At 38.0% G+C, this 15,434-nt stretch carries 13 protein-coding genes and 2 riboswitches; of the genes, 3 read left to right on the forward strand and 10 right to left on the reverse strand.

Going from position 1 to position 15,434, the window contains the following annotated elements; all coding sequences use genetic code 11:
- The first annotated feature begins 89 nt into the window (after positions 1 to 89).
- Positions 90 to 575, forward strand: coding sequence for an NUDIX hydrolase (locus tag AC07YC_RS04435; RefSeq protein WP_336634559.1), 486 nt, complete (start codon positions 90 to 92; stop codon positions 573 to 575).
- 47 nt (positions 576 to 622) lie between these two features.
- Here the strand turns inward: AC07YC_RS04435 and AC07YC_RS04440 are convergent, their stop codons facing one another.
- From AC07YC_RS04440 to AC07YC_RS04470, 7 genes are all read right to left on the reverse strand, one after another.
- Positions 623 to 1,438, reverse strand: a complete 816-nt coding sequence (locus tag AC07YC_RS04440; protein ID WP_494918496.1) for an ABC transporter ATP-binding protein — start codon at positions 1,436 to 1,438, stop codon at positions 623 to 625.
- A 2-nt stretch (positions 1,439 to 1,440) separates the two neighbouring features.
- Positions 1,441 to 2,214, reverse strand: a complete 774-nt coding sequence (locus AC07YC_RS04445) for an ABC transporter ATP-binding protein (RefSeq protein ID WP_494918497.1) — start codon at positions 2,212 to 2,214, stop codon at positions 1,441 to 1,443.
- Positions 2,215 to 2,224: 10 nt separating this feature from the next.
- Positions 2,225 to 3,007 carry an ABC transporter permease subunit gene (locus AC07YC_RS04450; RefSeq protein ID WP_494918498.1) on the reverse strand — a complete coding sequence of 261 codons (783 nt, stop codon included), beginning with the start codon at positions 3,005 to 3,007 and terminating at the stop codon, positions 2,225 to 2,227.
- Positions 3,008 to 3,029: 22 nt separating this feature from the next.
- Positions 3,030 to 4,028 carry a nickel ABC transporter permease gene (gene nikB, locus AC07YC_RS04455; protein ID WP_494918499.1) on the reverse strand — a complete coding sequence of 333 codons (999 nt, stop codon included), beginning with the start codon at positions 4,026 to 4,028 and terminating at the stop codon, positions 3,030 to 3,032.
- Positions 4,029 to 4,054: 26 nt separating this feature from the next.
- Positions 4,055 to 5,674, reverse strand: a complete 1,620-nt coding sequence (gene nikA, locus AC07YC_RS04460; RefSeq protein ID WP_494918500.1) for a nickel ABC transporter substrate-binding protein — start codon at positions 5,672 to 5,674, stop codon at positions 4,055 to 4,057.
- 144 nt (positions 5,675 to 5,818) lie between these two features.
- Positions 5,819 to 6,011, reverse strand: a riboswitch (cobalamin riboswitch).
- A gap of 130 nt (positions 6,012 to 6,141) precedes the next feature.
- A complete protein-coding gene (gene metE, locus AC07YC_RS04465; protein ID WP_494918501.1) occupies positions 6,142 to 8,439 on the reverse strand; it encodes a 5-methyltetrahydropteroyltriglutamate--homocysteine S-methyltransferase in 2,298 nt (765 codons plus the stop codon).
- Positions 8,440 to 8,719: 280 nt separating this feature from the next.
- Positions 8,720 to 8,898: riboswitch (cobalamin riboswitch) on the reverse strand.
- Positions 8,899 to 9,055: 157 nt separating this feature from the next.
- Positions 9,056 to 9,931, reverse strand: coding sequence for an aminoglycoside phosphotransferase family protein (locus AC07YC_RS04470; RefSeq protein WP_336634552.1), 876 nt, complete (start codon positions 9,929 to 9,931; stop codon positions 9,056 to 9,058).
- A 353-nt stretch (positions 9,932 to 10,284) separates the two neighbouring features.
- Between AC07YC_RS04470 and AC07YC_RS04475 the strand changes: the two genes are divergently transcribed.
- Positions 10,285 to 10,473 (forward strand): DUF4177 domain-containing protein, encoded by a 189-nt coding sequence (locus AC07YC_RS04475; protein ID WP_008177708.1) that lies wholly within the window; start codon positions 10,285 to 10,287, stop codon positions 10,471 to 10,473.
- A gap of 178 nt (positions 10,474 to 10,651) precedes the next feature.
- On the opposite strand, the gene AC07YC_RS04480 is transcribed toward AC07YC_RS04475, so the two are convergent.
- The gene (locus tag AC07YC_RS04480) at positions 10,652 to 11,269 is read right to left on the reverse strand and encodes a DUF7010 family protein (RefSeq protein ID WP_494918502.1); all 618 of its coding nucleotides are present in this window, start codon (positions 11,267 to 11,269) and stop codon (positions 10,652 to 10,654) included.
- Between the two features lie 362 nt (positions 11,270 to 11,631).
- The gene (locus tag AC07YC_RS04485; protein ID WP_494918503.1) at positions 11,632 to 12,396 is read right to left on the reverse strand and encodes an SDR family NAD(P)-dependent oxidoreductase; all 765 of its coding nucleotides are present in this window, start codon (positions 12,394 to 12,396) and stop codon (positions 11,632 to 11,634) included.
- A gap of 313 nt (positions 12,397 to 12,709) precedes the next feature.
- Here AC07YC_RS04485 and AC07YC_RS04490 point away from each other — a divergent pair, with 313 nt between their 5' ends.
- Positions 12,710 to 14,137 (forward strand): serine hydrolase domain-containing protein, encoded by a 1,428-nt coding sequence (locus AC07YC_RS04490; RefSeq protein ID WP_494918504.1) that lies wholly within the window; start codon positions 12,710 to 12,712, stop codon positions 14,135 to 14,137.
- Positions 14,138 to 14,629: 492 nt separating this feature from the next.
- Here AC07YC_RS04490 and AC07YC_RS04495 read toward each other — a convergent pair whose 3' ends face one another.
- The gene (locus tag AC07YC_RS04495; protein WP_494918505.1) at positions 14,630 to 15,322 is read right to left on the reverse strand and encodes a cysteine peptidase family C39 domain-containing protein; all 693 of its coding nucleotides are present in this window, start codon (positions 15,320 to 15,322) and stop codon (positions 14,630 to 14,632) included.
- Between the last annotated feature and the right edge of the window lie 112 nt (positions 15,323 to 15,434).

The raw sequence follows: 15,434 nt of genomic DNA on the forward strand, positions 1-15,434 counted from the left end.
TGTTAATCAATCCCAATGGAGCTATATTTATGAAGTCTGCTTAAAAAAAGTGATTTGCTTGGCATTACGATGAAACAAGGAGTGACGGGATGGGCTATATAACAGAATTAAGAAAACTTATCGGTAATAGACCGATTATAAGCGTCGGTTCGACAGTTCTTGTTGTTAATGATGATAAGAAGATACTCTTTCAACATCGTTCAGATACGTTGGACTGGGGATTACCTGGCGGCTCAATGGAAATAAACGAAACATTAGAGCAGGTTGCTGCTCGTGAACTTTATGAGGAAACTGGACTCGTGGCTAAAGAGTTTGATTTTATCGGTGTTTTTTCAGGACCTGATTATTACTACTGTTATCCGAATGGCGATGAAATCTATACAGTCATTCACCTTTATAGAGCTAAACATGTAAGGGGTGTATTGGAAATGAAAGATGGTGAGAGCTTAAGCCTCACTTATTTCGGTAAAGAAGAACTTCCGAATAATATGGAACAGAGGACGGTCGCTCTCTTAAACAACCTTGAGGGCCAAATATGGGGGTTCGAAAGCTCCTTTACGAAGCTTTCCACATAACAATGTAAGAAATTTAATAAGGACTTTCTTCGCAAAGACATTCCAATTCATTGTAAAGTATTCTTGTGAATTCTTTGGCGAGGATGAGTGGGTAGAATCGCGTTGTATAGCTCAAGTGATGCAGAATGCTTAAATGGTTCACCTTTCATACTTTCTTCTACTAGCTCACCATTTTGCATGACTAGGATGCGATCTGAAATAAAGCGTGTAGCCTGTAGGTCATGAGAAATGAAAATGTAGGCAAGTTGCAAATCCTTTTGCAATGTCTGTAGTAATTGAATGATATGTTTTTGCAAAATCATATCTAAACTACTAATGGCTTCATCTAAAACAATTAATTTTGGATGTAAGGCAAGCGCTCTTGCAATGTTCACACGCTGTTGTTGTCCCCCACTCAGCTGGGAAGGATACTTTTCGGCAATAGATTTTTCTAACTCTACATGATCAAGTAATTCCTTTACGTTAAAATGTCTCTCAGCTGAGCTATAATGCTCGAAATTTAGGTACGGTTCGTCTAAAATTTGAAAAATGGTGTGCTTTGGATTTAAGGAATGATAGCTATTTTGAAAGACTGCTTGTAAATCTCTCCGTATCATTTTTTTCTGTTGGCTAGTGGCATCATAAAGATTAACCCCTTGAAATAGAACCTCCCCGGCTGTTGGCCTTTCCATTCCTAATATAATTCGGCCCAATGTGCTTTTTCCTGAGCCACTTTGTCCAACAATCCCTAAGCATTCCCCCTCCTGAAGTGAAAATGATACTTTCTGTAAGACAGGAGCATCCTGTCTTCGCTTGAATATGAACGGTCTATGTGCATAGCACTTCTCAATATTTCTCACTTCTAGTAGCTTCAATTTTTTCACCTCTAAAACATAATTCGGGATTGTAATAATTTCTTTGTATAAGGATGCTGAGGGGCATCAAAAAAATCATAGACATTCGCTTGTTCAATTAGTTTCCCCTTATACATCACGGCTACATCATCAGCAAGTTCAGCAATAACGCCTAAATCATGTGTCACAAGAAGGATGGCAGCCTGTGTTTCCAGGCGAATACGATCAAATAAAGTCAATACCTGCTTTTGATTGACTGTATCAAGAGCTGTCGTAGGCTCATCAGCTATGTATACCGAGGCTTGAATTGCCAATGACAAAGCAATCATCACACGCTGTAGCATTCCCCCACTTAATTGGAATGGATAATAGTGTAAAAGGCGCTCGGGATTAGGTAAATTAACTTTTGCCATGCTTTCAATAGCAATTTGTTTTATTTCATTTTTAGTGATAACAAAATGAGCCTTTAATGATTCACGAAAATGACCTTCAATGGTTTGAACACGGTCAAAGGCAGCCGAAGGATTTTGCATAATAATGGAAAGATGTCTACCACGATAAGCTCTCATTTGAGCAGCAGTTACCTTCAATAAATCCTGCTGATGGTAGAAAATTTGCCCTTTGGTAATTTGTGCACTAGTCGGCAAGGCTTGCATGATAGCTTGGCAAAGCATTGTTTTCCCACTACCGCTTTCCCCAATAATTCCTAACACTCGGCCTTGATAGGCTGTTAAATGAATAGAGGATAAAATATTCTGTTCTCCAATTTTGACCGATAAGTCTTTCACTTCTAAAATTTTCTTCATAGCTACCCCTTTACTGATCAGGCTTCTTCAAACTACTTGCTAAAACATTACATACTAGGACAACAAGGACAATAGCAAGCCCAGGATATAGCATTAATTCAGGATGTTGGCGGATATATTGCTTCCCTTCATTTACCATCATTCCCCATTCAGGGGTGGGAGCCTGCACACCAAGCCCAATAAAGGAAAAACCCGCAATCTCTAAAATGACCTTCCCCATATCTAATGCCACAATCGTTACAATTGGTGGCCAAACATGAGGGAGGTAGTGACGAAAAATTAATTTCGCACCTGTAGTACCACTGATTCTTGCCGCTAGAATAAAGTCTTTTTCATTCATACCAATAAATAAACCTCGGATTAGCCTCGAATAATATATAAGCTGTGTCAAACTAAGGGCAATTAACACATTTTTCAAGCTCGGTCCTAATACACCTAAAAGCCCAAATGCTAGTACAAGTGTTGGAAAAGCTAATAAAATATCGCAAACCCGAATAAATAGCGCATCTATTATACCTCTTTTTAAGGAGACCCATGCGCTCAATAATATCGCTACTAGAATAGCAATTATTTGTATGACGAGCGCCGCACCTAAAGAATACCGAATCCCTAAAAGCAATCGGGAGAAGACACATCTTCCTAAATGGTCTGTTCCTAATGGATAGTCCCATGAGGGTGCTAGAAATTTCTTAGAAATATCGACTGCTAAAGGGTCATGAGGCATAATAAGTGGGGCTAACAGTCCTAGTAAACCAATGATAATCAGTAAGGTGAGACTACTATATCTTCTCATATGTATACGTCCTAAGTTCACTTTACTCTCTCCTATCCTTCATCATCAGATGAGGATCCAATAAACGATGCAATACATCTGTGCCTAAATTGGCGAGCACATAGATAACAGCAATCACCAACACATAGCATTGTACAACGGGGTAATCACGATTCGTTATGGATTCTATTAAATATCGACCGAGCCCAGGCCAACTAAATACTTGCTCAACTATGACAGCACCACCTAGCAAATTTCCGAGTGTCATCCCAAACAAAGTTGATATCGGTATAGCAGCATTCCTCCCCACATGTCGGATGAGAATGACCGATTTTTTCAGGCCTCTAAGCTGTGCATACTTTACATATGGCTGCTCGTATTCTTCCATTATGGCAGAGCGGATAAACTGTGAGAACAATCCGATTGTGGGTAAAGCTAAGGAGAAGGCTGGTAAAACTAGATGTGCTACCGAACCTTTTCCATTTGTCGGAAAAATGCCAAGTTTTAAGCTGAAAAGATAGAGTAGGATAAACCCTAACCAAAATGTTGGGATGGATACACTTAGGACTGTAAATAATCGAATGATTTTATCGATAAAGGAATGCTTAAATAATGCGCTCACAGCCCCTAATGGAATACTAAAAGTTAAAATTAGGATAAATGCTACTAAAGCTAATTCAATGGTAGCAGGTAGCTTAGCAAATAGCTCATGTGCCACGGGTAATTTACTAACAAATGATGTCCCAAAGTCTAGCTGTAAAACGCCTTTTACCCATAGCAGATACTGCATGATAAAAGGCTTGTCTGTCCCTAATTCTTCTCGTAAAGCTTGTATAGCCTCTGGTGTTGGGGCTATTCTTGAGAGTCGAAGGATGACCTCTGCCGGTTCTACGGGTACGAAACGAATAAACACAAAGGTCAGAATAGATACGCCTACTAATACAAATGGTAGAGTGAGAATTCTTTTTACACAAAACATCCAAGTCGATTCGTACATGCCGTCACTTCCCATTTCATCCGATGATAAAAAGAGAGTTGTCATAGTTCGACACACTCTCTCTTTCATACTTAGTTTTCTTTATCCATTTGTGCATATGGAATGTCATATTCAGAAGCACGTGGTGCAAAATCCTTCATATATGGTTGATATATAACATTATTCGTTTCATACGATATTGGATAGAATAAAGCTTGATCGTGGAACATTGTTAAAATATCCGTATATAGCTGCACACGTTCCGCTTCGTCTTTACCGACTAGTAGTTGATGTATGTTTGTATCGATCTCCTGAGCATTTGGTAAGCCTAATTTTGCTTCATATACACCACTAGCATTTGGTGTAGCTGATTCATTTGCAAAGCTATGTGGATCAGTCGGCGGTCCATTTGTCCGCCAGAAGTTAATATCAACCTGATCATCCATTAATTTTTGCAGACCGACCATTACATCTGCGCCTTCAATATTTAACTGTACCCCTATTTTTGCTAGCTCGCCTTGCATTAACTCCGCCATAGGTTTTTGAATGGCATCAGTAGCAATATAGATTAAATCTAATGTAAGGGGTTGACCATTTTTCGAACGAATTTTTTCACCCTTCTGTAGCGTCCAGCCTGCTTCATCTAGCAATTTCTGCGCTTTTTCAGGATTATATAAAATGGGCGCCAAATCAATATTGGCATAAGGAATTGCATCCCAGAATAGCGTGTTTGCCACTTTTTCTGTACCATGTGTAATACTGTCTACCATTTGTTCTTTATTGATAGCATATTGAATAGCTTGTCGAACCTTGAGCTCAGCTAACGGTCCAGACTGTGTATTGAGCAGTAATGCTTTCGTAGACAACGGCTCAGATGTAGCAGTTTTATATTTGCCACTATCTCTTAAATACGTATAGTTATCTAAGCTAATAATCCCTCGACCATAAATGACATCTAATTCTTCATTTTCAAAGGCTAACGAAAGAGATTCCGAATCTGGAATAATCTTAACCTTTATTTTATCTACGAGTGGTTTTTCACCCCAATAATGTTCGTTACGGCTAAATACTGCATATTCATCTTTTTTATAGTCAGTTAATACCCATGGACCTGTGCCAATAGCTGATTGGATGGAATCATTTGTTGCATCGCCGTCTGGGAAGCCATTATCCCCTAAAAAACGGAATGGTCTAACAAAGGCTAATTCGTTTAACACAGGGTAATACGGTTCATCTAATTGCAAACGTATTGTTGAATCATCTACTTTGACGACCTCTTTTATATGGTTGACCATACCCATCCAGGAATGCATGTCACGATTCGCTAATACGGCATCAAAATTGCGAATCACATTATCAGCATTAAAGGCAGTCCCATCCGAGTAGGTAACATCCTTGCGTAAATGGAACGTATAAGCAGTTTTATCCTCTGAGATATCCCAACTTTCTGCTAGCTTTGGTGTAATTGTGCCATCATCGTTATACGCCACTAGAGATTCATAAACCATGGCTTGAGCAGTAATCTGATTTGGTAAATATGTATGGGGATTTAATGGCCCTACATCTAATGGCCATCCAATCGTAATCATTTTTTCATCTGTTTGTTCTGTTGATGCTGAATTTCCTTTGTCCTTTTCTGAGCTTGTACAACCTGCAAGAAAGCTCAAGGTCAAAACAAGCAGGAAAGGCAGTAAATACTTCGTCCATCTCATTTTTTGTCTCCTATCTCTATTCCCTGTTCATATCTACAAATTGAATAGAAAGAAGGCATAAAAAAACCTTATTCCACAAGAATAAGGACAGATAAACTTACAATACATAAGCTTCCATCCATCTCCCTATCTTTCGTAGATCATCAATGAATCTTCTTACAAGCAGGCATTCTGGCTTATGAATCATCATTTTGCTTCACCTTCCCAAGATAGAACTTAGTGGTAATTTAAACAAAACTCCTCATTTACAGCTGCGGGACAGCATGGGATTTACACCCATTTTCCTTTTAATTGAATGAAAAATACTTTCATTCAAACTTGTAATGCAATATTTGAAATTAGTAATAAACATAACATGCTGAAATGTTCACGTCAATTTTATTTTCTGAATATAATAAAACCTCCATACAAAAAGACCAGGTAGATAACCTGATCTTTCTTTAACTCCTTTTATTTTATTATTTTCGTTATCTTGATATAGATTCCTTCACTTCCTGACGTAATATTTTAGTAGCAGCTACCATATTAGCTAAAGCCGCGATTGTTTCTGGCTCTTTCCTTGTTTTTAAGCCACAGTCAGGATTAACCCAAAATTGATGTTTGTCTAGAACTTGTAAACTATCTTTCATAATGGTTAACATTTCGCCTTCACTCGGCACACGTGGGCTATGAATATCGTAAACACCTAATCCGATTCCTTTTGTATAAGGATTTACTTGAAGGGAAGAAATTAGCTCTCCATGGCTACGAGATGTTTCAATGGAAATCACATCTGCATCTAGCGCGCTAATGGGTTCTAAGAAATCGTTAAATTCGCAATAACACATATGTGTATGAATTTGTGTTTCATCCTTAACACTCGATGTAGCAAGCTTGAAGGCATTGACCGCCCAATCTAAGTAAGCCCCCCATTCTTCTTTACGAAGAGGTAACCCTTCTCGAAGTGCTGGTTCATCCACTTGAATAATGGAGATGCCTGCCGCTTCAAGTGCTTCCACTTCCTTGCGAAGTGCTAATGCAATTTGATAAGCGACATCTTTCCGAGAAATATCATCACGTACAAAGGACCAATTTAAAATGGTCACTGGTCCCGTCAGCATCCCTTTGACAAAGCGCTTCGTTAAGCTTTGAGCATACGCAGACTCTTTCACGGTAATGGCTGAAGACCATGCAACATCTCCATAAATTATCGGAGGCTTCACACAGCGAGAGCCATATGAAACGACCCATGCTTTTTCAGTAAAGGCAAAGCCCGTCAATTTCTCACCGAAATATTCGACCATATCTGTCCGCTCAAATTCTCCATGAACTAGTACGTCCATATCAAGATCCTCCTGCAAGTGAATCCAGCGCTTTGTTTCCAGTTCAATAAATGCTTCATAGTCATCATTCGACAATTGCTTCTTTCGCCAAGCATTACGATTTCTCTTCACCTCATCAGATTGAGGAAAGCTGCCGATTGTCGTTGTTGGGAATAGTGGCAGACCTAACGCCTGCTGCTGTATTTTTTGACGTTGACTAAAATCACTATGTCGCTCAAAATCCTTTGTTGATACGGATTGAGAGGCTTGCTGGATCATTTTATTTTGACGAATCGAATGATTTTTTAGTGCTTCAATGGCCTTCATACTTGCTGAGAAATTATGACGTAGCGTTCCGTCTTGATTTTTTCTATATTTAGTGAGCTCCATAATCTCTTCCATTTTTTCATCAGCAAACGCCAGTGCTTGTTTGAGAACAGGGTCCAGCTTCTTTTCAAGTGAAGTAGATATTGGTACATGTTGAAGGCTACTTGAAGGTTGAATCCACAATTCCTTCGCATCGCTAAGCTTTTCAATAGCTTGAATCGTGGCGTTAGCCTCCGCTAGGTTCGTACGCCATATATCACGACCATTAACAATACCTATAGCTAAAACTTTATCCTGAGGGAAACCAAATTGTCGAAGTGACTCCATATTCCCTTTATAGCCATGTACAAAATCTAAACCAAACCCTTCGACAGGCAAAGTAATCAATGTTTCATAGGAGCATAATGCTTCAAAATATGTTTGTAGCATTATTTTTGCTGCTGGAACAGTTGTCGCTAACTGAGCATAGATTTCCTGTACTAGCTTCCGTTCTGCTGAGTCAAGTGTCGTCACTAAAGAAGGCTCTTCTAATTGAATCCACTGAGCTCCTGCATCTACTAATTCTTGAATAATCTGAGCATAGAGAGGTAATAGCGCTACTAAATATTCAACCTGCGTTAATTTATTGTAGCCCTTAGTTAGCTTATAAAATGTATAGGGGCCAATAAGTGTCGGCTTCGCAATAATACCGAACGCTTCTTTTGCCTCTATAAAGTCGGCCAATACCTTATTTTCTGTTAGTTGCAACAGTTGCCCTTCATATTCAGGAACAATGTAGTGATAGTTGGTATTAAACCATTTGGTCATTTCACTAGCTACTGCTGAAGGATTACCTCTCGCTACACTATAGTAGGTATGTAAATCTACCCTTCCACCTTGCCAGTTAAAGCGCTTGGGTACTAAGCCAAACATTAAGGCTGTATCCAACATTCTATCGTACAATGTGAAATCTCCCACTGTCACTATATCGATGCCAGATTGTAGCTGCTTTTCAATCCGAGATAACCGAATACTTTTTAGGGTTGCCTGAAAATCCTCTTCCATTTGTTCTTGACGCCAAAATGCTTCTAACGCCTTCTTCCATTCACGATCATCTCCGATATATGGATAGCCAATGAGTGTACTAGTATAAGTCATATTTAATCTCCCCTTCATCAATAAGTTTATGGTTACTGGCTCTTACAAATTTGTGTCATCCCATGCTAGATTCAGTGGCTCTATATGAAAACCAGTGGATTTTGCTTTGGAATACAGAATAGTAGCATGAAAAAAAGCCATTCCCCTTCTCGGAAAATGGCTGCTTGGTAAAATTATTAAGACAAAAACAATACGAAAAAGTAGAATTTTCGCAAAATCTTTTGTTATCGCACAGTGCCTTTTTGGTCACTATTCACCACCTATTTCCACGTAGGTATTTGGTGTGTACTAGAAATTGGCAGGTCTCCTGGCTTCTCATCAACACGCCTCACAGCCTTCCCGGTTTCCCAGTGGCCTTTGTGATTTGCTCCGAATTACAGTTGCGGGACAGCGTCGGATTTGCACCGACTTCCCTTTTAAGCCAGACTTTCATCTGGCACCATTTCTTACACTCTATTCAGTTATGCCCCTACTATACCATATATTTCAGAATAGTAGAAATTGTTTTTACATAAAAATTTATCTATTTACTCTGTTTTAAATTGCCAACAATTTGGATCTTAGTGAAAATGCCTTATATTAATTGAACTAATTCCACATTAATTGTGCAAGCGAACTATTTATAATCTTTAATTCCAGCTTCAAAAGCCTGTCTATCTCCATTTTCAATCCCGTGCAATGCTTCTTGTAAAGCAAATGTACTTTTATAAAATTTAACTCGTTCAGATATTTCATGACCATTAGGGTATAGGTTAATACACATATCAAAAAAATCCTCACCATAGCTAGAAAGTATTCCAGCAAAGTCATACGCTGGATCTCCTAAACCCGACCCACCAAAGTCTATTATCCCAGAAATCATCCTTGTTTCTGGATCCCACAAAATGTTAGATGCTCCGAAATCTCCGTGTATAAGTGTTATATCTAAATTGGAGAATGCCTTCCCATTTAAAAACGTTTCAAAAGATTGTGAGATTTCCTGTTGAGCGTCTTTTCTCATAAAAGGAAATAATTTATTTTGAATCTTATTATACAAGTTATACATCTCTTCATGAGGATTACGAACCTTTAGTTTCAAATCTCGACTTGCTTTTTCTCCTGATATAGAATGAAGTTCTACAAGAAAAGAAACAAGTTGCTTTGCCAACCCTTTAACTAAATCAACACGCTTCACACCTATTAAACTTTCCTTCCACAAAGGAACACCATCTATTAGATGATATCCGGTGAAGACTTTACCTGGTTCTAACTCTTCAAAAGATTGATAAATTGGATTCGGAATAGGAGTTGAAATGGTACCTTTAATGTATTTTAAAATTTCCGTCTCTCTTTTTAATTGATTGATTCCAATTTTATATTTTGGAAACCTAAATACCAAAGATTTGTTTACAATAAACACATCATTATTCTGTCCAATTTCATTAGGATAAATGTCTTCAATGGAAAGGTCCGAATAAAGCGATTGAATGTTTTCAATAAAGTTATTAATCATTAGTAATATTCCTTTCAGTCTCTTTCTAGCTTTTTGATACGTAAACTCTTGTTGAACTATCTGTTCCTTTAGTTTAAAAACAATTCTTCACAAACTCAACTATACTTTAACAAAAAAATCCAAATCACTTAACAAGATGCTCCACAATCTGGCCATTGCCATGAATATAGACGCTTTCCTTATTACGAAAAGCGCCTGATTGTTGAATAAACAGTGATGAGTTTATCTCCAACTCAATATTCAAAACTCAATATTGGCTTTGGTCGTTTATTCCAATTAAAAATCTAATTATGAAACTATCTTCTACTTTCTTCGTAAATTAATTAAGTCAACTATTTCTAGAGGTGATCATAATGTACGAATACCATTTCGTTAAAGTGGAACTAAATGCTTGGGGTAGTAAACCAAAAGAAGATTATCAAAATATAATTCACCAATACGCATCTGAAGGATGGAGATTTGTTCAAATTTTTGCTCCTTCAACTAAAGGATATGGTTCCGCAGCTTATTTTGAATTAATTTTTGAGAGACCCCTTAATTAGATGTGAGGGGTTTTTCTATTTGGGGAAGCATAAATATCCAACCCTCATTTATATGTGTTATTCACCTATTTACCCCTTTTCAGTAATAAAGAAGCTGATTTGTCTTTTGCTTGTTAAAGTAATACATACTATTAGCTGAATACATATTTTATTTTTTCGGTGTAAAGTTCCTTCTCACTTATTTTAGGACGATACCTAGCAACCTTCTGCCCATTAGCCATATTGCAAGACCAGTTCCCCACAAGATCAGGGCAGAGCCAAAGCCCACTACAGACATAAATGCATTGATCTGATGTTCCCCCAGTGTGACTGTTGCAGGTACAAATAACCATGTCATAATAGCAAGTAAACAAAGGAGTGTGCCGGTAAAATAGTAGAGTCTAACTTGAAACAGAGGTGCTAATGGGAAAAAATGAACACCGACAATAAGAGCTATTACGACAGGTATAAGTTCAGGGTGACGAGTAACGTTACAAACAGCAATTGTAATGGCTATAGCCAAACCCTCTGCCGCAAAAATGATGTTAAACCAAAACGATGTACGCTTCCCCTGCCTTAAGTCTGTTTTTGAAACCTGATTCGTCAATTCTCTCGATGCGCGTATTAATGAAAAACCGCCGATGAACAGCGCTATACTTATGGCAACAGCAGTAACTAACAATAATGGAACTCCCCAGCCGTGCAATCCCATAATTCCCGTGTACGCCCACAGAGTACCAAAAAACGCCATAAAAAATACACCAGATGCCGTTCCGCGGACTGCGGCACCAGGAATCGCTCTAGATGTTTGTGTCATAAATAAATACCTCCTTTCAACCTAAGTATATGTTCATTACAACTACGTAACAGCCTACATCAGTATTAGATTTAGTTCATTCGAGAAAAAATCATCTATACTTTTTTATCATTATGTTCAGGCAGATGAATGAACTTCTCTGCCCGGTTATCTCAATACATCTCATTCTACTCATGGCTTTTTTAATGAAGAAAGAGGCTTTCCTTATTTCAGAAAAGCACGAGTATTAAACTCTGAAAGTATGGAACATTTCACTTCAGAATTACATTTACTATTTACACGAACAAACGGATGAAAGGGACATTAAAAGGAATGAGCCCTGCCCAATACAGAGTTCATTCCTAGTAACTTCTTATACTATTCTATAGATGAGATCCTCCACTTGCATCGAGTAATTGACCTGTTACCCAACGGCTGTCTGAGGAAGCAAGAAAGGCGGCGATATCTGCCACATCCTCGGGTTCTCCCCATCTATTGAAAATTGAAAGACCAGCCGCATATTTTTGTCCATCCAGGTTTTCCAAAGTATCAGCATTCATTTCTGTATTAATAATTCCAGGCTGGATGGCGTTTACCGTAATATTACGGCTCCCCAGTTCCTTGGCTAGAAGACGCGTAAATGTGTCGATAGCACCTTTGGACATACTGTACGTGAAGACACTTGGTGAAGCTGCACGTGTCACAAAGGATGAAATATTAATAATACGCCCCCCATCTTTTAAACGTGGCAAAGCTTGCTGAGTAATAAAAAGTGGTGCTTTTACATTAATGTTCATTACCTCGTCAAATGATTCTTCCGTCGTCTCTTCTAAACTGATAATTTGACCAATTCCAGCATTGTTGACAAGAATATCGAATCCACTACCACCCATATACTCCCGGATTGTATCATCCAAAGTAGTAAATAAATTTTGAATACCATCTAGAGTACTAAGGTCAGCGCCAATCGCGCAAGCATTCCCTCCGCTTTGTTTGATCTTGTCAACAACTTCTTTTGCCTCATTACGTCTTTTCCCGTAATGAACGACGACAAAGGCCCCCTCTTGTGCCAGACGCAATGCAATACTGCGGCCAATTCCTCGACTTGATCCTGTAACTAAAGCGATTTTACCTGTTAACTTACTCATGCTTCCATCTCCTTGTTCAAACATAGTTATATTACATAGAGAATTATATCAAGGAACATTATTTGAAATGTTGCTCTCCTATTCGGTTTCAAAGAGGTGTTTCGTCGCAACTTTAATTCAATTCTACAGAAATAGCGCCCAATTGTTGAAGATCGTTTCTTATTGAAGTAATACATCTGTTCGTGGAGTGTAACTTTTGACAATTACTTGATATTATATAGGTGAATAGAAAGGTAAATTAAAACTTAGTTTAGTAGTTGTACTAATTGCTTATTGGTTTTATTCCCTTATAACTTTTCAAAAAGGAGGGTTTATGAAGAAGATTATTGTTTTTGTATTTACGTTATTTATATTACTCTCAGGATTCCCAACACCAAGTTATGCGTTGTCAGATTCGAAATCTGCGGCAATCCAAGCGTTGCTAGATGATGCCCGTCATATATCAGGTGTGCCAGGCATGTCAATCTCTATCCTTGCTGATGATGAAGTGCACTACTTTTCTTCAGGGCTTGCAGACCGTGAAAACGGGTTGCCTGCAAGTGAAAATACACTCTATGAGTTAGCCTCGGTCAGTAAAGCTTTTACCGGTATTGGAATTTTGCTGTTGGAAGAGCAAGGGCTGCTCTCAATGACTGACCCTGTCCAAAAATATTTACCTTGGTTTACGGTAAAGTATCAAGGGAAACTGGTTGATATGCAAAGTCTTACACTAAATAACTTTCTTCACCATACCAGTGGTCTAACAAATACTAGACATATTCAAAATATTCCCCAAGGCCATACACCGGATATGTTGCAAAAAACTGTAGAAATGCTCGTAGATGCTGAATTGGAGTTCCCTCCGGGCGAACAGTATAACTATGGAACCGTTAATTATGACGTATTGGGTTTGGTTATTGAGATTGTGTCGCGACAAAGCTATGAAGACTTTATGATGGAACAGGTATTTCAGCCGTTAGGTCTTCACCAGACGTATGTGTATAAAGAAGATGCTCAAGCCACTGGACAGTTGGCACAGGGCTACCGTTCTTCCTTTTTTATGACATCTCCATTTAAGGCACCAGATTATGCTGGGAATAAACCCGCAGGCTACATCATTTCTAATACACAAGATATGGCGCGTTGGATGGGCATACAGATGGGTATCGTGCAGAACATACCTGAAATATTTCACAGGGTAATTGAAAAATCACATAAGGGTGATACGTCTGTTTCGTCTGTCAACGATATGTATTATGCGGCAGGCTGGGCGGTCAATGCCGACCAAACGATTATAGAACACACTGGGGGCAACCCAAATTTCAGGACCCAAGTAGTCATACAGCTAAATGAACGAAGAGCCATCTGCTTGCTGAGTAACGGCGCAAATACCAATATAAACCTGGTACTAAAAGTTAAAGATATATTAGATGGTAATCTAACTCAGTCCTATGAAATAAGTGGCACACAGCTTTTGGATATTATTTTATCGTCTATCACAATTATTTTTTGCCTATTGGCCGTTTTGCTATTTTTTTTAGGATTTCGCAGAAGGAAAACAAGTGAGCGACCTCCAATGACAAAAAAGCAAACAATCGTAACAGTTATTTTCCTGATCGCTACGATTGCCCTCGGTATACTGTGCTTTGCTTTCGATTGGTCAACGATACTTATTTGGCAAACATATAGTGTTCTTACAGCTTTGATTTCGTCAGTATTATTAACAGCGAGCATTACATGGTTTGTATACACTCACCGATAAAATACCTCGCTCCCATGATAATTCAATTTATCGCTATCTTTATTTGAAAAACATAAGACACTTCGGTGTCTTTTTTTATAGTCTCGACAATTTTCCCCAGCCAAACCTAATTACTATTGCTTCCCCTTATCTGCTCCGTTTGTGGAATAAGGATTATATTATTTTTGCACAAGCACCGTTAGGGAACATTATTTAAGGATTGTTATTCCACAATCTTGCTCTTTCCATGAAGAAAGACGCTTTCCTAATTTCAAAAAGCGCCTGATTGTAAAAGATTATTTTTCAGGTCCTCAAACTTTCATTTGGGAACATATTTTTGTTTAGATTTGTAAAAAGTTATGTCATTTGGCTGTATCGTATAGATTGTTGCTCCAGATTTTGACTATCTTCTTTAATTAAAGCCCCTGTTAGTTGAACAAAAATGCACCCCAAGCACCGTTTTAACGTTGAAAATCCGCATTTTTCTGACTGGACCCTCTATTAATAATAGCTTTATTTGGCGTCCACAGTTATGTAAGTATTGCTATATAGAGGCATATGAATTCTCTTTATATTCCAAAGTTTCTTAAATTCATTAATTGGAACTTTTCGATTATAGCTCTTGTTATCATCGTCACAATTCACTAGATGCTTTAATGATTCTGAAAGGTAAATATATTCTTTGTCATAGCCTACAACCGGGACAAAATGCAAATTATTACGATTCTTCTGTACTTTTATAAAAACAATTACGGGAGTACCTTTACTAACTTCATACTTTAATGTATTTATATTTCCTTTATAATAGTTTGTTTGAAAGCCCTTTCTTCTTAATATTTCACGAATTCCCTTTGGATATACAGTGCCTGCCCTCGTTTTACTAGGAAAATCCGTATATAACTCTTCACCCTCGGCCTCCATACCAAAATGGCGAAGTAGATACGATGTTGAAAATGCTGCACATTCCGTATTGATTTGAAAATCTATTCGGTTGTTTTGTAGAATAAGGTAGTTAGCAGGATAATTTCTTTTTCGTAAAACAGGTATGGGTAATGTCATTAAATAGGCATTAATGATAGTGGATATAATCATCCATAAAATAACTGTTCTAACTATAAATATATTAATTCCCCCATTTTTTGCGTCCATATCGAAACAATATTCTAAATCCTTATTGCATTTACCTGCATCATAGTTAGCTAACAACAATCTTTATGAAAACAGTCTTTCTTTAAAGTATTATGTTTACTTCTAAGTCCAGTATTTTGCGGCTCAATTCAAATGCAATATTATTAACGTGTAAATGGCTTTGACAACC

The sequence above is a fragment of the Lysinibacillus sp. GW247-5R2A genome (assembly GCF_059424475.1).